Origin of the sequence: uncultured Shimia sp. (assembly GCF_947498095.1) — a bacterium.
GTDB lineage: Bacteria > Pseudomonadota > Alphaproteobacteria > Rhodobacterales > Rhodobacteraceae > Shimia.
Genome location: NZ_CANMJE010000004.1, coordinates 95,984 through 115,293, shown reverse-complemented (window position 1 = coordinate 115,293; position 19,310 = coordinate 95,984). Strand labels below are relative to the sequence as shown.

19 protein-coding genes are annotated in these 19,310 nt (G+C 59.3%); 4 read left to right on the top strand and 15 right to left on the bottom strand.

Translation table 11 applies throughout. The annotated features are described in order from the left end of the window. Positions 1 to 14: 14 nt before the first annotated feature. A complete protein-coding gene (locus Q0932_RS09365) occupies positions 15 to 605 on the bottom strand; it encodes an HD domain-containing protein (RefSeq protein ID WP_299351689.1) in 591 nt (196 codons plus the stop codon). Then, positions 602 to 1,729 (bottom strand): TauD/TfdA family dioxygenase, encoded by a 1,128-nt coding sequence (locus Q0932_RS09360; RefSeq protein ID WP_299351687.1) that lies wholly within the window; start codon positions 1,727 to 1,729, stop codon positions 602 to 604. The genes Q0932_RS09365 and Q0932_RS09360 overlap by 4 nt, the downstream gene beginning before the upstream one ends. Positions 1,730 to 1,827: 98 nt before the next feature. On the opposite strand from Q0932_RS09360, the gene Q0932_RS09355 reads away from it, so the two are divergent. Further along, positions 1,828 to 2,685 carry a LysR family transcriptional regulator gene (locus Q0932_RS09355; protein ID WP_299351686.1) on the top strand — a complete coding sequence of 286 codons (858 nt, stop codon included), beginning with the start codon at positions 1,828 to 1,830 and terminating at the stop codon, positions 2,683 to 2,685. Positions 2,686 to 2,711: 26 nt separating this feature from the next. Here Q0932_RS09355 and Q0932_RS09350 read toward each other — a convergent pair whose 3' ends face one another. The 9 genes from Q0932_RS09350 to Q0932_RS09310 form a co-directional block, all read right to left on the bottom strand. Then, entirely contained in the window at positions 2,712 to 3,797 is a 1,086-nt protein-coding gene (locus Q0932_RS09350; RefSeq protein WP_299351684.1) for a Zn-dependent alcohol dehydrogenase, read from the bottom strand. A gap of 89 nt (positions 3,798 to 3,886) precedes the next feature. Then, positions 3,887 to 5,089: a TCR/Tet family MFS transporter gene (locus tag Q0932_RS09345; RefSeq protein ID WP_299351683.1), complete on the bottom strand. Its 1,203-nt coding sequence runs from the start codon at positions 5,087 to 5,089 to the stop codon at positions 3,887 to 3,889. Between the two features lie 66 nt (positions 5,090 to 5,155). Beyond that, positions 5,156 to 6,472, bottom strand: a complete 1,317-nt coding sequence (locus tag Q0932_RS09340) for a lyase family protein (protein ID WP_299351681.1) — start codon at positions 6,470 to 6,472, stop codon at positions 5,156 to 5,158. Between the two features lie 2 nt (positions 6,473 to 6,474). Continuing rightward, positions 6,475 to 7,185 carry an alpha/beta fold hydrolase gene (locus Q0932_RS09335; RefSeq protein WP_299351679.1) on the bottom strand — a complete coding sequence of 237 codons (711 nt, stop codon included), beginning with the start codon at positions 7,183 to 7,185 and terminating at the stop codon, positions 6,475 to 6,477. Beyond that, positions 7,178 to 7,966, bottom strand: a complete 789-nt coding sequence (gene pcaD, locus Q0932_RS09330; RefSeq protein ID WP_299351677.1) for a 3-oxoadipate enol-lactonase — start codon at positions 7,964 to 7,966, stop codon at positions 7,178 to 7,180. Before pcaD ends, Q0932_RS09335 begins: the two co-directional genes overlap by 8 nt. Positions 7,967 to 7,969: 3 nt before the next feature. Continuing rightward, positions 7,970 to 9,163 carry an endonuclease/exonuclease/phosphatase family protein gene (locus Q0932_RS09325; RefSeq protein WP_299351675.1) on the bottom strand — a complete coding sequence of 398 codons (1,194 nt, stop codon included), beginning with the start codon at positions 9,161 to 9,163 and terminating at the stop codon, positions 7,970 to 7,972. 99 nt (positions 9,164 to 9,262) lie between these two features. Then, the gene (locus Q0932_RS09320) at positions 9,263 to 10,237 is read right to left on the bottom strand and encodes a threonine/serine dehydratase (protein WP_299351674.1); all 975 of its coding nucleotides are present in this window, start codon (positions 10,235 to 10,237) and stop codon (positions 9,263 to 9,265) included. Next, entirely contained in the window at positions 10,234 to 11,067 is an 834-nt protein-coding gene (locus Q0932_RS09315) for an alpha/beta hydrolase (RefSeq protein WP_299351672.1), read from the bottom strand. Before Q0932_RS09315 ends, Q0932_RS09320 begins: the two co-directional genes overlap by 4 nt. After that, positions 11,068 to 11,754: a haloacid dehalogenase type II gene (locus tag Q0932_RS09310; protein WP_299351670.1), complete on the bottom strand. Its 687-nt coding sequence runs from the start codon at positions 11,752 to 11,754 to the stop codon at positions 11,068 to 11,070. 153 nt (positions 11,755 to 11,907) lie between these two features. Here Q0932_RS09310 and Q0932_RS09305 point away from each other — a divergent pair, with 153 nt between their 5' ends. Both Q0932_RS09305 and Q0932_RS09300 read left to right on the top strand, forming a co-directional pair. Then, complete coding sequence (locus tag Q0932_RS09305; RefSeq protein WP_299351668.1) at positions 11,908 to 12,336, top strand: peptidylprolyl isomerase; 429 nt, start codon at positions 11,908 to 11,910, stop codon at positions 12,334 to 12,336. A 97-nt stretch (positions 12,337 to 12,433) separates the two neighbouring features. After that, entirely contained in the window at positions 12,434 to 13,489 is a 1,056-nt protein-coding gene (locus Q0932_RS09300) for a nitronate monooxygenase (protein WP_299351666.1), read from the top strand. Positions 13,490 to 13,623: 134 nt separating this feature from the next. Here Q0932_RS09300 and Q0932_RS09295 read toward each other — a convergent pair whose 3' ends face one another. The 4 genes from Q0932_RS09295 to Q0932_RS09280 form a co-directional block, all read right to left on the bottom strand. Further along, positions 13,624 to 14,418, bottom strand: a complete 795-nt coding sequence (locus Q0932_RS09295; protein WP_299351664.1) for an enoyl-ACP reductase — start codon at positions 14,416 to 14,418, stop codon at positions 13,624 to 13,626. Positions 14,419 to 14,423: 5 nt separating this feature from the next. Beyond that, positions 14,424 to 15,653: a beta-ketoacyl-ACP synthase I gene (gene fabB, locus Q0932_RS09290; protein ID WP_299351662.1), complete on the bottom strand. Its 1,230-nt coding sequence runs from the start codon at positions 15,651 to 15,653 to the stop codon at positions 14,424 to 14,426. A 135-nt stretch (positions 15,654 to 15,788) separates the two neighbouring features. Next, positions 15,789 to 16,259, bottom strand: coding sequence for a GNAT family N-acetyltransferase (locus tag Q0932_RS09285; protein WP_299351660.1), 471 nt, complete (start codon positions 16,257 to 16,259; stop codon positions 15,789 to 15,791). 217 nt (positions 16,260 to 16,476) lie between these two features. Next, on the bottom strand, positions 16,477 to 18,114 hold the full coding sequence (locus tag Q0932_RS09280) for a sulfatase-like hydrolase/transferase (protein WP_299351658.1): 1,638 nt from the start codon (positions 18,112 to 18,114) through the stop codon (positions 16,477 to 16,479). Positions 18,115 to 18,363: 249 nt separating this feature from the next. On the opposite strand from Q0932_RS09280, the gene Q0932_RS09275 reads away from it, so the two are divergent. Further along, positions 18,364 to 19,254 carry a helix-turn-helix domain-containing protein gene (locus Q0932_RS09275; protein WP_299351656.1) on the top strand — a complete coding sequence of 297 codons (891 nt, stop codon included), beginning with the start codon at positions 18,364 to 18,366 and terminating at the stop codon, positions 19,252 to 19,254. Positions 19,255 to 19,310 lie beyond the last annotated feature (56 nt).

The window sequence follows — 19,310 nt, the reverse complement described above, 5'->3', positions numbered from 1 at the left end:
TTTGCATTTGGGTGTTAATCTGCGAGATGTGCGTCCACCAATCTTTGCACCATCGGGGCAAAGTGCTGAAAATCGGGCGTCTCCATATCCGCGCGTTTGCCAGCTTCGTCCAAGTACCGCACCTGGATGATCTTTTCGAGGTTCGGGTTCTTCTCAAAAGCGGCCACTTCTTCGGCATTCATTGGCCCACCTTGCAGATCCAGCGTGTGTACCGAGGCGGGCGACAGACGCTTGAAGTACTCCGGTTTCGTCGCACAGAGGTAGCGTTTCGCGGCGACGTGGTACAAAACGCAATCGGTGATGACTGACGGAAAGAACGGCGCCAGAACCTCGGCGCCTGCATCCTCGTGGTGGCGATCTTCGGTATCGGTTGGTGCGTAAGTACCGAACTCGGATGTGAAATGCCCGATGTCATGCAGCAATGCACCGACGATCACATCCTCGGGCATGCCATTCTGTTCGGCAATCGTGGCCCCCTGCAGCATGTGTTCGGCCATTGTCACCGCTTCGCCAAGGTATTCCTCTCCGCCACGTCGATCGAAAATGTCGCCAAGAAAGGCCACGATATTGTCTTTGGTCAGGGGGCTGAACTCCGGATTGGTCATGCGGTTTCCTCCAAGGCTGCCAGTGTCGACAAGACACCATCTTTGTCCGCGTAACAGCCTTGCAACCAGCGGCTGCCTTCGCCTGAATAGCCTTTGCGGGCGTGCAGAACGCGCGTGTTATCCACGACAAAAGCCTCGCCCGGTTCCAGCTTGAAAATGACCTCCATCGCGGTGTCATCTATGATGTCCGAGAGCTGGCGATAGGCGGCGTAATAGGCTTGCATGTCGTCAAATGGGATATCCGTCAGCGGTGCAATCGAGCGCGAATTGAAGCGCACCCCGCGCAGCGTGCCATCCGGGTCGAGTTCGATCATGGGGCGGCGCGATTGCAGTTTAACGCCTGCGCTGCCTGTGTAAGAAAATCGCGCGGTGTACTTTGCCAACAGATCAAAACCCTCGGGGTTTTCGGCCTTTAGCCGCAAGGCACAGGCAAAGCCATCAACCACCATGTTTTCCCCACCCGCAGCAGAGTTATCGAGGCACGAGAGCACCTGAATAGATGGCACCGGATCGCGGTAGGGATTGTCGGTATGTGCCTGCAACCCCAGCCCGGTAAAGGCGAGATTGACTGGGTTCACCTCGGTGCGCACTTCAAAATGCCGCCCATAATTGGTCTCGCGGACATACCCAAACAGATCGACGATCTTGTAGAGATTGCCTTCTTCCACTGGCAGGTCCGTCAACTTGGCAAAGCCATAGCGCCGGAGTGCGCTCAGCCAGTCGCGACGCGCAGTCCCATCCGCCACAAGGGCCGGATACTGCCCGGTCGGAACCGCCGCGTTCAGGGCGCCATCCCAGGCTTCAACCCCATCCGCCAACTGTCCGGCATCGCGCGGTTGCGGTCGGTCATAGGCGTTCTCGGCAAGCCACCGCACATCATACGTCACGCAGTGTCCGTCGGGCTGAAAGGTCAGGGTCAGCTGATCTCCTGTGACCTCGGCGGCGCTGAGTGTTGTCTCGGGCGACAGGTCCGCCAGCGTGATCAGTCGTTGCCCGTTCGACGCATCCCGCGTGGCGCCATCGATGGCATTGTCGCGCAGCCAGATCGCGTGAAATCGCAGCGGACCCTTTGCGGTCTGCAGCGTCAAAACATCACCGTCCTGGGACAAAGAAACCTCGGTCATCATAGAAACGCCTTTTAAAACTGTTTTCTCACACAAATTGCCCATGTTAATTCATTATGGCAAATTATCCTTTCTGATCCTGAGAGGTCGATTCCATAATGCAAACGCCAAGTTTTGACCAACTTCCCTTGGAGTGGATCCGCGCTTATGAAACCGCCGCACGTCTTGGTAGTTTTACCGCGGCGGCCACAGAAACCGGCCTCACGCAATCGGCCATCAGCCAGCGCATCGGGCATTTGGAAACCCGCCTTGGCGCGCGGCTCTTTCTCCGGCAGGCGCGCCAGATCAGTCTGACACCCGAGGGTGAGGCGTGGTTGCCGCATGTGCAACTGGCGCTAGAAGGATTGCGTGACAGTACCGAGGCGCTGTTTGGTGTCGCGCGTAACCGATTGACGATCTCAGCCTCCAGTTCAATCACCGAGCTTTGGCTGGTGCCGCGTCTGGCAAGGCTGGCGACAGAAACCGGGGCCGAAATTCGGTTGCGTACCATGGTGGTGACCACCGGCGAGGCGCGCGAGGATGACGCCATCCGCATTCGTTACGGGGCAGGGGACTGGCCCGTTGCCTACCGCGCGCCGCTGTACGAAGAACGCCTCACGCCCGTTGCGACCCCGGCACTGCTCGAGCAAGGCCACTGGTCCGACCTGCCGCGCATCTCTGTTTCCGGACCGCGCCCGGAGTGGCGGCACTGGTCGGAACGGTTCGGAACCCCCACCACCCCGGTGCCGCATCTGCGCTTTGACACTTTTGGCTCGGCGCTTGCTGCGGCCCGTGCCGGGCTGGGTGTGGTTCTGTCGTCGTTACCGCTTGTGCAGGCTGATCTTGACAGGGGCGCACTCAAAAGGGCCAGTACCGAGGTGCTGACCCATCATGAAACCTATTGGTTGCTGGCGGCAAAGGAACGGGTGTCACGCCGACAATGGCAACAGTTGACCGATAGTCTGATCGCGCTCTGAGCGGCTTGCTGCCTCAAGATGCCAATTCAGCGAAAGTGGATCACGTTGCGCTTGGCTGAACCGGTTTTGGTGTCCTCGATCGCTTCGTTGATCTGGTCAAGCGACCAACGCCCCGAGATCAACTCGTCCAGTTTCAGCCGCCCCTGTTCATAAAGGTCGACCATCCACGGGATGTCGCGTTTGATAACCACATCGCCCATCTTGGAGCCCTGCATGCCCTGTCCAAGGGCTGCCAGGATCACCGGCTCATAGCTGGATTCCTGACCCGAGTGCGGCATGCCCACCATGATGACCTTGCCGCCGCCTGCCAGATAACGTGGCGCGTCGTTATAGGCCGGGATGGCGCCCACGGTCACGATCACCGCATCCGCGCCCCGTCCCATGGCGCGCATCGCCTTGACCCAAGGCTTTTTCTCGGTCGCCAGCACGCCGTCGGTGGCACCGAACTCTTTCGCGATGGCCAGTTTTTCTTCGCTCACGTCCACGGCCACGATGCGCCGGGCACCGGCAATTCGCGCGCCCTGAATGGCGTTAAGCCCAACGCCCCCGGTGCCGATCACCACCACATCCTGACCTGCGCGCAGGCCCGCAGCGTTGACCACTGCGCCAACGCCGGTGATGACGCCACAGGCGATCAGGCTGGCGGCCTCCATCGGGATATCACCGGTGAATTTCACCACCTGGCTTTGGTCCACGACGACCTTTTCCGCAAAGGCGCCACAGGCCATCGCCTGATGCAGCTTGCCACCGTCTGCCGTACGCAGAGGCCCCTTGTCGCCATCATAAGGTGTCTCGCAGCCCGTTGGGCGTCCGCCGGAACAGGATGGGCAGGCTCCGCAGGCTCGGATCAGGGTCACGATCACCGTGTCGCCCTCTGAGACACCCTGCACCCCAGCACCCACCGCGCTCACGCGGCCTGCGGCCTCGTGGCCATAGACTGCGGGCAGCGAGCCACCCCAGCCGCCCTCGGCAAACGTGATGTCGGAATGGCAGATCGCCACGGCTTCTAGTGTCACCTCAACCTCGCCCATTTCGGGCGCGCGCAGGCTGACCTCTTCTACAACAAGCGGCTGGCCAAACTCATGGCAGACCGCAGCTTTGATCTTTTGCACGTCGTTCACTCCCTAACGTTTGTAACAGGGTTGCGCGGCAGATTGAGTCGGCGCAAGGCAGAATGAGACAACGTAACGTCGCAAACAGGTTAAGATCGTTGTTTCGACCGCAGAAAGACAAAAATCCCAAACACCATGATCGCTGCAGAAAGCAGGAAGGGGGCGCCGGGCGCGTAGATTTTGGCATCCGGGCCTGAATAGGCGGCAAAGACCTGTGTCATGACCAAAGGTGTGACCACTGTCGCGAGAGAAACAAGGCTGGCCAGGACCCCTTGCAGCTCGCCCTGCGCATCATCTGCCACACGCCGCGACAGGATCGCCTGAAGCGCCGGAAAGCCAACGCTGGCCGTGGCCACAATCGGGATCATCAACAACACCAGAGTCGCGTTTGTGGCAAAGCCGAACAGGATCAAGAACGTCAATTCGCCAATCAGCCCAAACGTCACGGTGCGCCGGTCTCCCAAAAGGCGAATGGCTGGCTTGACCAACACCGCTTGGGCAAAGGCATAGAACCCGCCATAGATGGCCAGTGAAAAACCGATCATGCCGGGCGACCAGTCAAACAGCTCGGTGCCATAGTAAGGCCAGACCACCGAGTAGACGATCATGGCCACTTCATAGAGGAAATAGGTCACCAGCAGTAGGAAAACACCGGGCAGGCGCCCGATGGATCGAAAGGCGCCAAACGGATTGGCGCGTGCCCAGTGGAACGGGCGTCGCAGGTCTTTGCTCAGGCTCTCGGGCAAGACGAAATACCCGGCGATGGCTGTAGCGATTGCCAGAACTGCGGAAACATAGAATGGCGTCCGCGTGCCAAACTCGGCCAGAAGGCCGCCAAAGGCTGGCCCAATCACAAAGCCAACCCCAAAGGCAGCATGCACATAGCCAAACCGCGCGGCCTTTTCGTCACCTTTGGACACGTCCGCCATATACGCCATGACCGTGGCAAAGGTGGCCGCCGTAATGCCGCCAACGATGCGCCCGACCAAGAGCAGCCACATGCTTTGCGCCAGCGCCATCACCAGATAGTCCAACGACATCACCACAAGCGCGATCAGCATCACCGGGCGGCGTCCGAAACGGTCTGAAATGTTGCCGATAATCGGGCCAAACAGAAACTGCATCACCGCAAAGGCCGTGGTCAGAATACCCCCCCAGATTGCCGCATCCGCAAGCGAACTGCCCGAGACCTCTTGGATGAGGTCCGGCATCACTGGCAGGATCAGGCCAATGCCCATCGCGTCGATCATCGCGATCGACAGAATGACCATAAGGGGCAGGCGGGACGACATGGTTTCTCCGAGTCAAAAACAGGCCCAAGGGCTAACAGGGGCCGTGTTTTTTGGAAATCCACCCGGTTAGAGTTTTTTGACCCGTTGCACAAAAGCACGCGCGGCCTCTGGTGCGTGCCCCATCGTCTGCATGGGATCAAACACCGCCGCCTTGTCCAAATCGGGATAATCCCGAGCGATCAGGTCTTGCAATTGCGTGCCGGTTTCGCGCGCTTCCAGGCATAGCGCCTTGGTCACTGCCTGCGCCTCGGGGCGTGGCATCTGAGCGACCAGCGCATATGACAGCGTCTCGGCATGGATCAGGCCCAGAGGATCGCCCACAGTCTCAATGTGGGGCTCCAGCCTATCCAACACCTGTTTCGCCACCGTCAGCGCCGAGGCTGCCCCTAGGCATATCTGAGGCAACACCAACCATTCCGTAAACCACGCCGCACCATCGCGTTGATGTTTGTGCACACTGGCCACCTTAAGCGTTGCCTCAAGGCCCCGCGCCTGATGCCCCAGAGCGACGAGGCTCGAGGCGGCGACCGGATTCTGTTTCTGGGGCAGGGTAGAGGATGCGCCGCCACCGTCCAAGTTCACCTCATCAATCCCCGACAGAGACATGGCGATGACATCCTCACCGAGTTTGGCCAAGGCGCCATTGATCCGCACCAGCCAATCGGCAATGCGCAAGACGGGTGTTCGGTCCGTATGCCAGCTGCGTTCCGGGTCCCCCAGCCGCAGAGCGTCGGCCATCTTAGCGCGCAGTTTGGCGGCGTCTGGCCCATAGGTCACGCCGGTCCCCGTGGCCCCGGACAGCGAGACCATCAGGCAGGACTCCCGCAAGCCCGGAAACTCTTCCAATAGGGATATCAGGGGGTTACCCCACTCTGCCACCTGAGCACCAAAGCTGGTTACATTGGCATACTGCCCAAAGGTCCGCGCCGCCATCGGGGTTTCGGCGTGGGCTGAAGCCAGGGAGGCAAGCCGTTTCAAAACGGCTTGGGCATCGCCTGTCAGAAGGGTCAGCACTTGCCGCAATCGCAGCATCAGCCCGGTGTCGATAATATCCTGCGAGGTCGCACCCCAATGCACAAACTGCGCATGTTCCGGCGCTTCCATTGCTTTGCGAAACGCGGCCACCAACCCCGGAACGCTGACCCCGTTCTGGCCGGTCGCCTCGGCCAAGGCACCGGGATCAATCTGGATTTCCAGCGACGACCGATGAATGAGGGCGGCGGAGTCTTCCGGGATGATCCCCATCTCGCCCTGAACCTTGGCCAATGTCCCTTCGACCAGCATCATCGCCCGGATCTCGGCGGCATCGGTGAACAGACGTCCAGCTTCTCCCGTTGGAAACAGTTTTGAAAACAAGGGGCTGTCAAACACCGACCCGGCCATGATTATTCCTCTACGATCTTATCAATCATCGCGGCCAATCCTTTGGGGTCAGCGAAGAACGGTGAATGGCTGGTCGCCATCTCATAGACGTCCTCGCGTGGCCAATCCGCCACCATTTCCGCCTGAAACTCGGTCGGGATCGCGTTGTCGTAGAGCGTGCGGATGTAGCTGCGCTCCACCTTTGAATGCCCCGTTCCCAATCGCGCGGGCGTGGTCTGAGGCAGGGTGGCCTGAATGCTCAGATGCTCCAGCGCAAACTCGGTCGTGCCGGCCGGGCAATCGGCATAAAACACCTCCTGCGCATGTTCGGGATAGACACCATAAGACATCCCATCTTCACCGCGATCCACCGCCTTCAGGATTGGCTGTCTTGGCGCGAGCTTGCGCATATCCACCAGTGACAGCCCCTCGCGTGGCACATAGGCACAGAGATAGATCAACCGTTTGATCCGCTCTGGCGCAATATCCGCCGCCAAGGTCGCCGGGAACCCACCCCAACTGTGCGCCACCACAACGGTGTCGTCACCCAAGGCATCCACCACGGATTGGGTGCAGCTTTCCAGTGTGACCTGATCCAGCGGCGTCTCATCCGCGCCGTGACTTGGCATGTCCATCACACGCACGTCATGGCCCTTTGCTTCAAGCGCCGGGAGCAGATCGTGCCAACACCACGCCCCGTGACAGGACCCGTGCACCAAAAGGATGTCAGACATGGCCCGTTTCTCGCAGGAAATTGGTCAGAAGTTCGGCGTATTCTTCGGGCTTCTCGACGCACGGCAAATGCCCTGCGCGCCGGATCAGTGCAAACTGCGATCCCGGCACCAGATCGACCGTTTCGCGCACCAGATCGGGCGGCGTACCACCGTCTTCGGACCCGGCAATGCCCAGCACAGGCAGGCGCAGCGCGGCAGTCGGCGTATAGAAATCCGTGCCCGCAATTGCGTGGCTGCAACCGATGAATCCTTCAACCGGAGTGCGCGTCAGCATGTTGCGCCATATCTCCAGCTCGGGCGTTTTGGCAAAATCCTTGCTGAACCAACGCTCCATCGTGGCGTCTGCTACCGCCTCCATGCCGCCGTCTGTGACAGCCCCGATCCGCGTGTCCCACACCTCGCGCGTGCCGATCTTGGCGCCGGTGTTGGACAGAACGACGCTGCGCACCAAATCCAGCCGTTTGGCCGCCAGTCCTTGCGCGATCAGCCCGCCGATGGACAGGCCGACAAACATCGCCTCGCGCACCTCAAGCATGTCCAACAGCTGCTCAACATCGCGCACCAATGCGCCCATCGAATAGGCCCCACTGGGACAGGTCGATAACCCATGCCCGCGCTTGTCATAGCGGATGATCCGCAAGCCATCCGGCAGATGCGGCAGGACCGGGTCCCACAGTCGCATATCTGTCCCCAACGAGTTTGCGAACACGATCGGTGCGCCGTTTGGGTCGCCATCTTCGCGGTAATGCAGGCGCACATCGCCCAGATCAGCCATTTTCATCGCTTAGTCTCCGATTTTCATATGGGCCATCACCTGACCGTGGTCACTTGCCAGCTTGTTATAGGGCGCCTCTGCGTGGCTGCCATCGGTGATATGGTCGTTCAGGACGCTGAAATACTCCATCTCGCCAATGCGCTCATCGTTGTCGGGATGAAAGTGGCGCGACATGTAGATCTGGTCGAGGCTCTCATAAACACCGCCAAAGGCCGAAGTATAGACCATATCCCGCAAGGATTTGCGCACGAACAGCTTCTCGGCACTGGTCAGACGATGTGCGTCGACGGCCCCCTTGATGGCAAGGTTGTCTTCCTTGGAATAGCGGTCGTTGCGGTCTTTGGCGTTATGGCGCAGCATCCACGAATAATTGCGGAACGGCACCTCTCCGGCGATAATCTCCGAGCTGACCGCATGTTCGCCATCATTGAAATCGCCCAGCACCATCACCGGATTTCCCTTGCGCAGTTCGGCCACGATCTCGCGCCGCAAAACCCAAGCCTCAGCCATACGCCGGACAGCTGCGCGCAAAGACCCGAGCGCACGGCCCACCGGATCATAGCGCGTCAGGTCTGCCTCGGGGGCAAAGTCGGCGCCACCGGGCTTCAGATACTCGCCCAGTTTCGATTTGAGGTGACAGTTGAACACCGTCACCACATGTGCGCCGACCGGAATGCGGGCCTTGAGGATCGGGCGTGACAGGCGACTGAGCGTAAAGGCCCCCGCGTCTTCGCCGGTCAACTCCCGAAATGGAATGGTCAGAGGGTCTTTGAGTTCCTGAATGACCTCGGGCGTGCCGACAAAGCCATAGCGTGACAGGATCGCCAGACCGGGCCGCCGCTTTCCGGGCAGGCCGGTGTCATTCACATTGGGCGCAAAAGCCAAAGCCGCGTCCTTGTAAGGCGTGTAGCCCAGCTTGCGAAAGATCGCTTTCTTGCGATAGCTCTTGGTCTTCGACGGCAGCACCGCGTCATTGCTTTCCTGCCCGATCCGATCCGTCTCGGTAACAACATCGCGCAGGGCTTTTTCTTCGAAAATCTCCTGAAATCCGACGATGTCAGCATCCATCGAGAACATCTGCTGCGCCATCCAGTCTTCTTTCCAGGCGTATTCCTCGGGCGTGTAGGTCTGAAACTCATAGTATTCCTGATCCGCTCCGATCAGGTTCTTCACGTTAAAGGATGCAATCGTAAACCGGGTCATACCTCTTCCTTCCGAAACACCGGGGTGACAGAAACGCCCTCCCTTGCTTCGTATTGCCAAAAATACTCAAATTCCGACCCTACCACAGGCGGGGTCCTCTCAACCAAATCGCGCCAATGCCTCGCCAAACAATTCGGCATCCACATTGCCACCGGTGCAGACCGCCACCACGGCCTCACCCGCGATCTTGTCCTCATGAAACAACGCCGCCGCCAGTGCCACTGCGCCGCCCGGTTCCACCACGATCTTTAACCGCGAAAAGGCCAGCGCCATGGCCTGCATCGCCTCATCCTCGCTGACCACGATCCCGGGGCCGCACAGGCGTTTCATGATGGGAAAGGTGATCTCGCCGGGGCTGGGGGTCACGATTGCATCACAAATCCCGCCCGACTTGCGCGCGTTCTCTTCGATTTGTCCGCTGACCAGTGACCGTGTGGCGTCGTCAAACTCTTCCGGCTCACAAGGGCGCGCGCGCAAGCCGGGGGCCTCGGCTTCCAGCGCCAGAGCAATGCCCGAGGTCAACCCGCCACCGCCGCAACAGACCAGAACATCGCCGTTCTTAACACCCAGTTCAGCGGCCTGCGCGGCAATCTCAAGACCGGTTGTGCCCTGTCCTGCAATCACCTGCGGCTCGTCATAGGGTTTGATCATGGTCAGCCCGCGTGCCTCTTGATGGTGGCGCCCGGCCTCTTCGCGGCTTTCGCCGCCGGGCCGGTCATAGAGCACAATCTCAGCCCCCAATGCGCGGGTGTTGTCGATCTTCATCTGCGGTGCATCCGTCGGCATCACAATCACAGCCGGTGCGCCATGCTTTGCCGCCGCCAGCGCGACTCCTTGCGCGTGGTTGCCGCTGGAAAAGGCGATCACACCGCGTTTGCGGATATCTTCGTCCAGGGCCGAGACCGCCGACCAGCCGCCCCGAAATTTGAACGACCCCGTGTGTTGCAGGCATTCCGGCTTGACCAGAACCCTGCGACCGGCGATCTCGTCCAGAAAGGGCGAGGTCAAGAGTGGCGTGCGGCGGGCATGCCCCGCCAATCGCTCCGCCGCCGCGCGGATCATGTCGATGTTCATCTGTTCAGGTCCTCAATCCATGTGCGCAGAGCCGCCACCGATTCTGCCTCGTCCAAAAAGGGCACATGCCCGCGATCCGGCACCACCGCCGCGATCATCCCCGGCATTCGCCTTTGCATCTCGTCCAGCGTCGCGGCACTCATCAGGTCGGAATTGCTGCCGCGAATGGCCGCCACGGGGACACCCTTCAGTGCGTCAAACAAGGGCCAGAGGTCTGGCGCTTCGGCCGTAGGATCAAATCCCGCCAACACGGCATCACGCAGTTTCGGATCATAGTTTATCGTCAAACCACCGTCGGCCTCGATGAAGTGTTTTTCCACCTCTTCACGCCAGCGGCTTTGCGGCACGTTGGCAAACCCAGCCATCCGGCTACCAATCACCTCTACCGCCTCATCAAGCGTCTTCCAGATCGGATTACGGCCGAGATAATCCACAACCACCGCAAGTCCCGCCAGTTCCAGCACCGGCCCGACATCGACAAAGCACACACCCGCCACCCGGTCGCGCGCAATCGCCGCCAGGGTGAGGGCGATCAGCCCCCCCCGCGATGTGCCCAGAATGGCGGCACTTTCCAGACCCAGATGGTCCATCAGCTCCAGCACATCCTGGCTTTCGCGCGCGATGGTGTAAGTCATGAAATCCTCGGCCCAGTCCGACTGGCCACGCCCGCGATAATCCAACCGGATGATGCGACATCCCGCCAGCGCGGGCATCGTATAGCCAAAATCCGCGCCATTGCGCGTCAGGCCGGAAAGACACAAAAGCGCTGGGCCTTCGCCTTCGTCGGTATAATGCAGGGACAGGTTGTCCGAGGTGGTAAAGCGGGGCATTCAAGCTCCAGTCAGGTCGGGAATGGTGGTAAGATCGCTCAATACATGTTGTGGCGTCCACGGCAGCCGGTCCATCGGCTCGCCCGCGCGGTTGACCCAAGCCGTGGTGAACCCGTATCCGGTCGCCCCCGCTGCATCCCAACCGTTTGACGAGACAAACAAAACCTCGTCGCGCGCGCAGTTAAATCGTTTGGTGACAAGCTCATAGACGACATCTGCGGGTTTAAAGATGCCGACATCTTCCACGCTTAGAACATCATCCAGAACGTCGCCGACGCCAGCGCTTTGCACTGCACCGTCCAGCATGTCGGGCGAGCCATTGGACAGGATCGCCGTGTTCAGCCCTTTGGCCTTGAGTGCGTGTAGCATCGCTGGCACCTCTGGATAGGCCGAAAGCTCCCAGTAGAGTGCCAACAACCGTTCCCGCAGTTCCGCATCCCCGCCAAGGCCGCTGTTTTCCAGCGCCCAATCCAACCCATTCTGCGTCACTTCCCAGAAATCCGTATGCGCCCCGGTGATCGCGCGCAGCCAGGTGTATTGCAATTGCTTCAACCGCCAGTCGTTGGCCACCGTGGGCCAATGCTTCGCAAACTGCTCGCGTCCCGGTTCGCCGGCGGCTTCGCGTGCAGCAGCGGCCACATCAAACAATGTTCCGTAAGCGTCAAATACGCATGTGGTGATGGCCATGACAGTCCCCCTCTTTAATGTCGCATACTGGCAGGCTCATCGGCGCTGTCAAAGCCCATTTGCCACTTGTTTGCCTTTCAGGGCATCACGTTTTAGGGTGCGCCACTTTTTCTGCGGGGCCGCCCCGCCTTTACCACCAGAACTGGACATCTCATGACTGCTGCAAAATCGGGCGACACGGTCCGCATTCACTATACCGGAACCCTGAGCGATGGCTCGGTCTTTGACAGCTCGGACGGGCGTGAGCCACTGGAATTCACTCTGGGCTCTGGTCAGGTGATCCCCGGTTTTGACACCGGTGTGACCGGCATGGAAGTGGGCGACAAAAAGACCATCGAAATTCCCTGCGATCAGGCCTATGGCCCGATCAACCCAGAAGCCATGCAAGACGTACCGCGCGATCAGATCCCCGCCGAAATCCCATTGGAAGTGGGTCTGCAGTTGCAGATGCAATCCCCCCAAGGCCAGGTGATGCCGGTGACGGTTGCCAAGCTGACCGACGACACTGTGACGCTGGACGCCAACCACATGCTGGCGGGCAAAGACCTGACCTTTGCGTTGGAGCTGGTCTCGATCGGCTAAGCCGGTTTAGCAAGCAATCACGAATAAGCCCGCATTTTTTGCGGGCTTTTCTTTTGGTCTGACTTGTCGCAGCCTGCGGGTAAGGGAGGATCACGTCATGACCCATTGGCTGCATCAGCGTTTCGGCATTGAACACCCGATCATTCAGGCGCCGATGGCGGGCGTATCCAGTCCGGCCATGGCCGCCGCCGTGTGCAACGCTGGTGGCATGGGATCGCTCGGGGTCGGAGCGATGACGGCTGACGCCGCCCGTGATGCAATTCACGAGACACGGGCACTGACCCAAAAACCTTTTAATATTAACGTGTTTTGCCACGGAGTGGTGGCCCGAGATGCAGAGGTCGAAGCCGCCTGGATCGAAGCTATGGCGCCCATGTTCCAACGGTTCGAGGTCTCTCCACCAGATGCCCTGTCAGAAATCTATCAGAGTTTTCTGACCAACAACGCGATGCAAGAGATGCTGGTTCACGAGGCCCCGGCAGTTGTCAGCTTTCACTTTGGCCTGCCACCGGTGTCGGTTATCTCAGCCTTGAAACAGGCCGGGGTGACGCTCTTTGCCTCCGCCACGTCGTTGGATGAGGCAAGGGCCTGTCAGGCGGCGGGCATCGACGCGGTTGTGGCACAGGGCATCGAGGCCGGAGGGCATCGCGGCATTTTTGATCCTGCCGGGCCGGATGCGCAATTGTCCACGGGCGATCTTGTCCAGCAACTCGTGACTAAGATTGACCTTCCCATTGTTGCAGCCGGCGGGATCATGACCGGTGCAGACATTGCGCAAATGCTGTCGCTTGGCGCGTCGGCCGCGCAGCTTGGTACGGCGTTTATCGCTTGCGATGAATCTCTGGCCGACCCGGCCTATCGCGCCGCACTTCGCGCACCTGCGTCGCACCCCGCAACCCTGACGCCTGCGGTTTCGGGGCGTCCCGCGCGCTGTCTTCGCAATCGGTTCATCGACTGGTCTGAACACACCGAGGCCAGCATTCCGGCCTATCCGGTGGCCTATGACGCCGCCAAGGCACTGGGCGCGGCGGCCAAATCAGCAGGCGAGTCCGGATACGGGGCGCAATGGTCCGGGGCAGGCGGGTTGCAAGCCACTGACGGGTCGACGGGCGAGATCATGGCGCGGCTTGTCGTCGAGATGCTGCAGGCCTAGGGGCGCTGCCCCTCGCGCCTTGCGGCGCTCACCCCGGGATATTTGCGGCCAAAAGAAGTGTGGGGGATTGGTATAAAACGGAAGAAACCGCGCCAGAGGCGCGGTTTACCGTAACATCTGCAATTTGATTAAAATTACAGGTTCTCTGACTGCGGCATGCCCAAGACGTGATAGCCGCCATCGACGCGGATGATCTCACCGGTGGTGAAACAGCCTGCATCTGACGCCAGATACACCGCTGTACCGCCCACCGCCTCAAGCGTCGCATTGGCGCGCAAGGGGCTGTTGGCTTCGGTCTGACGGAAGGTCTTGCGCGCGCCACCGATGGCCGCGCCCGCAAGGGTTTTCATCGGGCCGGGCGAGATCGCATTGACGCGGATGCCATCGGGGCCAAGGTCATTGGCCAGATAACGCGTGGCGGCCTCAAGGGCTGCCTTGGCAACGCCCATAACGTTGTAGAAGGGGGTCACGCGGTTTGAGCCCTGATAGGTCAGGGTCAGGACTGTGCCACCGCCGTTTTCCTTCATCAAAGGGTGCGCGCGGCGCGCCACTTCGATCAGGGAATAACAGGAAATATCCAGCGAATTCTTAAAGTTATCGCGGCTGGTGTCGAGGAACCGCCCGGTCAGCTCGTTCTTGTCGGAATAGGCGATGGCGTGCACGATAAAGTCGATCGTGGGCCACTTGGCGCCCAGTTGTTCGAAAGCCGCGTCGAGCGAGGCGTCATCGGTGACGTCCACATCGACAAGAAAATCACTGCCCAGTTTTTCGGCCAAGGGGCGTACGCGCTTGCCAAAGGCTTCACCCTGATAGGTAAAGGCCAGCTCGGCGCCGGCTTCGGACATCGCCTTGGCGATCCCCCAGGCAATTGAGCGTTCGTTGGCGACGCCCATAATCAGGCCGCGTTTGCCCTTCAAAAGTCCACTCATGCCGCTTATCCTTTGTATTTCGACAGGATCATCGAGCCATTGGTGCCGCCAAACCCGAAAGAGTTGGTCATCACTGAGTCGAGTCCTGCGTTTTCGACCAGCGCCGTGGCGATTTCGCCGTCATTGATGGCTGGATCCTGCGTCTCGACATTGATCGAGGGCGTGATGAAGTCATTATCCAGCATCAACAGGCAGAAGATCGCTTCCAATGCGCCAGCCGCGCCCTGAGCGTGTCCAGTCATTGATTTTGTTGAGGAAATTGGCGGTTGGGTCTGGCCTTCGAACACCCGGCGCACGGCCTCAACTTCGCCGACATCCCCGACGGGGGTCGAGGTGCCGTGGGCATTGATATAACCAACCTCACGCCCCTCGGGCAGGGTCGACAGTGCCAGACGCATGGCTCGCTCGCCACCTTCACCGGACGGGGCCACCATGTCGTGGCCGTCCGAGGTGGCGGCAAACCCGGTGACTTCGGCATAGATTTTGGCGCCACGCGCCAGCGCGTGATCCAGATCTTCCAGCACCACGATGCCGCCGCCGCCTGAAATCACGAACCCGTCGCGGTTTTCATCAAAGGCGCGCGAGGCGGTCTCGGGGGCATCGTTATACTTGGAGGACATGGCGCCCATGGCATCGAACAGGCACGAGAGCGTCCAGTCCAGCTCTTCACCACCGCCGGCAAACATCACGTCCTGTTTGCCCATCATGATCTGCTCTGCCGCGTTGCCGATGCAATGCAGAGAGGTCGAGCAGGCCGAGGTGATCGAATAGTTGATGCCCTTGATCTTGAACGCGGTCGCAAGATTGGCCGAGATCGTGGACGACATGCACTTTGGCACGGCAAATGGCCCGATCCGCTTGGTCGCGCCGGTTTTGGCGACAGTTTGGTGCGCGGTCAGCATCGCACTGGTCGAAGGCCCGCCCGATCCGGCAACAAGGCCGGTGCGCACGTTCACGACATCGTCTTCGTCCAGCCCCGCATCCGCAATCGCCTGTTGCATGGCAATATGGGCATAGGCCGCGCCATCGCCCATAAAGCGCAGGGTGCGCTTGTCGATATGCTCTTTGGTGTCAATTTTGAGCGTGCCCGCAATCTGGCTGCGGAACCCGTGCTCGGCCATTTCAGGGCTGGCTTCGATACCCGATTTTCCGGCTTTCAGCGAGGCGATAACCTCTTCGGCATTGTTGCCGATGGACGAAACAATGCCCAGTCCGGTGACGACGACACGACGCATACGTGCACTCCCTTATCTGCTTAGGTCTTTAGTAGGCATTGCGGGGCAGGGGTGCAAGATGCGTTGGCCGAGTTGGGGGTTTCAGACCAGTTAGATAGGATGATCCGTGGAATTTCCGCTTTGCGGACTTAGCCATCATTCGGTTTCCAGCTGAAACTTGAGGAAGGTCTCCCCATCGTACTCCTGCTCACCGACAAAAACCGCGCCAAGTCGGTCGAAAGAACTAAAGTTCTTGCGCGACGGAGGCAGCAGAAACGTCACGAATGGAATGCGCTTGTCGGCAATGGCGAAATCGATCGCTTTTCTTGAAATGCGCGCACCAAGACCGAATGAGTTTGGCTTGAGAACCAACCCGAAATCCCACTCGTCCCCCTCTTTCTGAAAACCACCCCAACCAACATACTTGTCGTTAAACAATATAGCCCAATGGCCAAGCCCATCGCGGTTCCAGCATGCCTCTTTGGTGGCGACGAACTTGGCGACAGCGGCCTCATCCCATTCGAAATTCAGCAAAGGCATGTGTTCCGCCACACGCGGGTCGGACATGTGCGCGACGATCTCGGATGGATCGATCTCGGGCAGTCTGGTGAAACTAATCTCGTGCATCGCTTGGGTGTTCGTCCGGGCTTGTTTGCCTTAAAATATGAGCCTGCTACTCTCCGAACAACAGCAAATGGCGTATCGGACGCCGACGAGACATAGATTTGAATGTCTTGATCGGGCCCAAACCCGCCATTCGCGGCTTTGGCAACAAGACCAAAAAATAGGCCCGAGGGCCTCTTTTTACTGTCAGTTCTTCCGTCTTCGCCAAAGAGTCCGCTCGTTAGTGCCAGCTGGCGAAGTTTTTGCGCGCCAGTTCACTTTCGGGGCGCAGGTTTTCGATGCCTTCATAGGGCACGCCTGTGCCGAGTGGCAGGTGCGGGTACTTGGCGATGGTGAGTGCGTGGCGTTTGGCCATGTCCTGGAACGATGCCCCCGACCAGAGCGAGCCACCGATATCCGGGCTCATCTCGCGCGGGTCGCGCAGGATGTTGAACACAGGTGCCGCCGCGCCGGGAACACCCGGAGCCGGCATGTGCATCTTGAATTCCTGCTTCACGATCGAGCGCAAAACCGGGCCTTCGTAGATGTAGACATAGTCGCGGCGCGAGTTGCCTTCGCCTTCCAGCAACAGGGCGGTCTGGTCGACCCCATCGATCACCCGGTCACGTGGAATACCATCGGTCGCCCCGGCAATCCGCGCGAATGTGGTGTAAAGATCAGAGACGTGAATGATGTCGCCAGCATAGCTGCCTGCCTCGATCACACCGGGCCAGCGCACAAAGGCGTCGACGCGCACGCCACCTTCAAGGTGCTCAGCCTTGCCACCACGATAGATCAACTCCTGCATGCCTGAATTTGGCGAATACTGTTTGAAAATACCGTTGTCGGCCATGAAAACGACCAGCGTGTTTTCGGCCAGACCCAAATCGTCCACCTTGGCCATCAGGTCACCGAACCATTCGTCGATCACTTCCATCTTGTCAGCCATGAACCCGCCATTCCGGCTGGTTTGTTGCTCGGAATAGGTAAAGTTCAGCGGGAACAAGGGCCAATACTGCAGGAAGAACGGCTCTTCCTTGCCGGACAGGCGTTCGAGTTGTTCCATGATCTGGCGCTGGTAGCGGTCGTTCATTTCTTCGTAGTGGACCTGCGTCCATTCCTCGCCAGCTTCAAGCCCGACTTCGCGGGCTTGGCCGCCAACCTCGGCTTCAAGGCCGGTCACCAGCCCGTACGGCTTAAAGAACTGGTCCAGAGCAAACTGGCCGGACTGCGTTGATGGATGCCAACCGTTGAGGTTGGTCGCCTGCGCCGCTTCCTTGGTCATCAGGCTTAGTTGAACCTGCTGGTGGACCGGGAAATAGGCCACGTCAAAGCCCTGATTATGGGGAAAGGACTGTTCGATATCGCCCTGGTGCCATTTCCCGACATGGGCGGTGTTATAGCCGGACGCTTTCAGGACTTCGGCAATGGTCACCTCTTCGGCGGCCAGACCTTCGCCGACCAAAGCAACCTTCACCTCTTCCTGCCCGGCGCGCACCGGGTGGCGGCCGGTCAGAAAGGCCGTGCGGGTTGGTGTGCAGGATGGCTCGGTGTACATGCGCATCAGCGACAGGCTTTCACCGGCAAATTCGTTGATGTTCGGCGTGTCAAAACCAGCGACATAATTCATCGCACGGTTGCCCATAAGACCAAAGCTTACGTCATCGATCAGGACATACAGGATATTTGGGGGCTTGCCGCCGTTGGCCGCGTAAAGCTCGGACAGTTTGGCGTCGATCTCAACGTCTTGTGCATCCCATTTTTCACTGTACTGCGCCTGCAGGAAATTGAACTCTCCGTCTCGCACAATAGGTTCTTGTTGCGCATAGGCGGTTGACGCACATGCCGCCAGTGCCAGCATTGTCATTCTTCCAAGCATTGTTTGGTCTCCGTTTGCCGCTGTCTTTTTTGTCCTGTCGTGAGGAACGTCATATCACAGGAAGGTAGATATCGCGGCCAATTGATTTTGCCACTCCGAGCCAATTCGGATACGCTACGTTCACACGTGAAGAGAGACCCCCACACCTGAGAACGCAGATAGCTCATGGCGTCAAAAAGGCACATCATAATTTCGCCAGAACCACTCATACCAAAGCCACAGCACCTGGTTCTGCAAAACGCAAACCTGTTGTCTGAAATTTCGCCTTGGGAGACAGAGTTTCGGCAAACTCAACCGGGCAAAACGCACATTGCCGTGGCCAAGGTGCAGTGTGAGAACATCGCTATTCTGGATTTTAAATCCAATCTGGGCCTGCATCAGATGGGCAGCGGGCCAAAGGGCTGCGTAACCATCGGCGTGCCCATTTGCGGCGGGGTGGAGAAATGGAAAGACGTGCCTGCAAAGGTCGGTGCTTTGCTGTCTTTTGGCAGTGGCACGTCGTTCGAAGGTCTGTCGCCACACGGGTTTCAGGGGCTGACATTTGCGCTGCCAGAAGCCTTCTTCAGCGATCTGTGTAAAAAGCTGGGTGTCGTCAATAGCGCGACCTTCCGGCAATTTGGCGTGATTTCGTCGGCCAACGCGTCAAGGCGGCGATCTAGAATAGCTGCGCATGTTTTAGAGAGCCTCGCGGCAAACGGCGCCCCGTTCACCCCCCAGTACGAAGATGAAATCGCCTCTGCTTTGGTGCTTTCCATGACAGATGACGACGCCCAGCATGACGACAAGAGCACGCCCGCGCGTCGGGCCAAGGCGCGCCAGAGGGCGATCGAAGTGATGGAATATCTGGCGCCAGAAGCGGCGCGCATTAGCGATATTTGTGCTCAAAGCGGCAGCAGCTGGCGCACGCTCAATCGTGCTTTTCTTGAGTATTTTGGTTTCGGACCAAAGGTCTATTTTGAGCATCTCCGTCTGACCAAAGTCCGTGACGAACTGGTTCAGTTCGGACCGGAGATGCCCATTGTCGACGTGGCAAACCGTTGGGGGTTCTGGCATATGGGAAAATTTGCGCGCGACTATCGGCGGTTGTTTCATGAATTGCCTTCCGAGACGCGGGCCCGGGGCAAATGGAACTTGATCTGAGCCGAGCTTAGTCCCGCGTAGATCCTGCTTGGATCTCAAACGAAAAAGAGGCCCGC

What these genes read in the sequence shown, in the direction of transcription:
- Q0932_RS09320 (WP_299351674.1), bottom strand. Translation starts at nt 10,237, where the DNA reads ATGAACATCGACATGATCCGCGCGGCGGCGGAGCGATTGGCGGGGCAT.
- Q0932_RS09300 (WP_299351666.1), top strand. Translation starts at nt 12,434, where the DNA reads ATGACCCATTGGCTGCATCAGCGTTTCGGCATTGAACACCCGATCATT.
- Q0932_RS09360 (WP_299351687.1), bottom strand. Translation starts at nt 1,729, where the DNA reads ATGACCGAGGTTTCTTTGTCCCAGGACGGTGATGTTTTGACGCTGCAG.
- fabB (WP_299351662.1), bottom strand. Translation starts at nt 15,653, where the DNA reads ATGCGTCGTGTCGTCGTCACCGGACTGGGCATTGTTTCGTCCATCGGC.
- Q0932_RS09345 (WP_299351683.1), bottom strand. Translation starts at nt 5,089, where the DNA reads ATGTCGTCCCGCCTGCCCCTTATGGTCATTCTGTCGATCGCGATGATC.
- Q0932_RS09325 (WP_299351675.1), bottom strand. Translation starts at nt 9,163, where the DNA reads ATGACCCGGTTTACGATTGCATCCTTTAACGTGAAGAACCTGATCGGA.
- Q0932_RS09310 (WP_299351670.1), bottom strand. Translation starts at nt 11,754, where the DNA reads ATGGCCATCACCACATGCGTATTTGACGCTTACGGAACATTGTTTGAT.
- Q0932_RS09305 (WP_299351668.1), top strand. Translation starts at nt 11,908, where the DNA reads ATGACTGCTGCAAAATCGGGCGACACGGTCCGCATTCACTATACCGGA.
- pcaD (WP_299351677.1), bottom strand. Translation starts at nt 7,966, where the DNA reads ATGAAAATGGCTGATCTGGGCGATGTGCGCCTGCATTACCGCGAAGAT.
- Q0932_RS09355 (WP_299351686.1), top strand. Translation starts at nt 1,828, where the DNA reads ATGCAAACGCCAAGTTTTGACCAACTTCCCTTGGAGTGGATCCGCGCT.
- Q0932_RS09280 (WP_299351658.1), bottom strand. Translation starts at nt 18,114, where the DNA reads ATGCTTGGAAGAATGACAATGCTGGCACTGGCGGCATGTGCGTCAACC.
- Q0932_RS09315 (WP_299351672.1), bottom strand. Translation starts at nt 11,067, where the DNA reads ATGCCCCGCTTTACCACCTCGGACAACCTGTCCCTGCATTATACCGAC.
- Q0932_RS09365 (WP_299351689.1), bottom strand. Translation starts at nt 605, where the DNA reads ATGACCAATCCGGAGTTCAGCCCCCTGACCAAAGACAATATCGTGGCC.
- Q0932_RS09295 (WP_299351664.1), bottom strand. Translation starts at nt 14,418, where the DNA reads ATGAGTGGACTTTTGAAGGGCAAACGCGGCCTGATTATGGGCGTCGCC.
- Q0932_RS09340 (WP_299351681.1), bottom strand. Translation starts at nt 6,472, where the DNA reads ATGGCCGGGTCGGTGTTTGACAGCCCCTTGTTTTCAAAACTGTTTCCA.
- Q0932_RS09335 (WP_299351679.1), bottom strand. Translation starts at nt 7,185, where the DNA reads ATGTCTGACATCCTTTTGGTGCACGGGTCCTGTCACGGGGCGTGGTGT.
- Q0932_RS09285 (WP_299351660.1), bottom strand. Translation starts at nt 16,259, where the DNA reads ATGCACGAGATTAGTTTCACCAGACTGCCCGAGATCGATCCATCCGAG.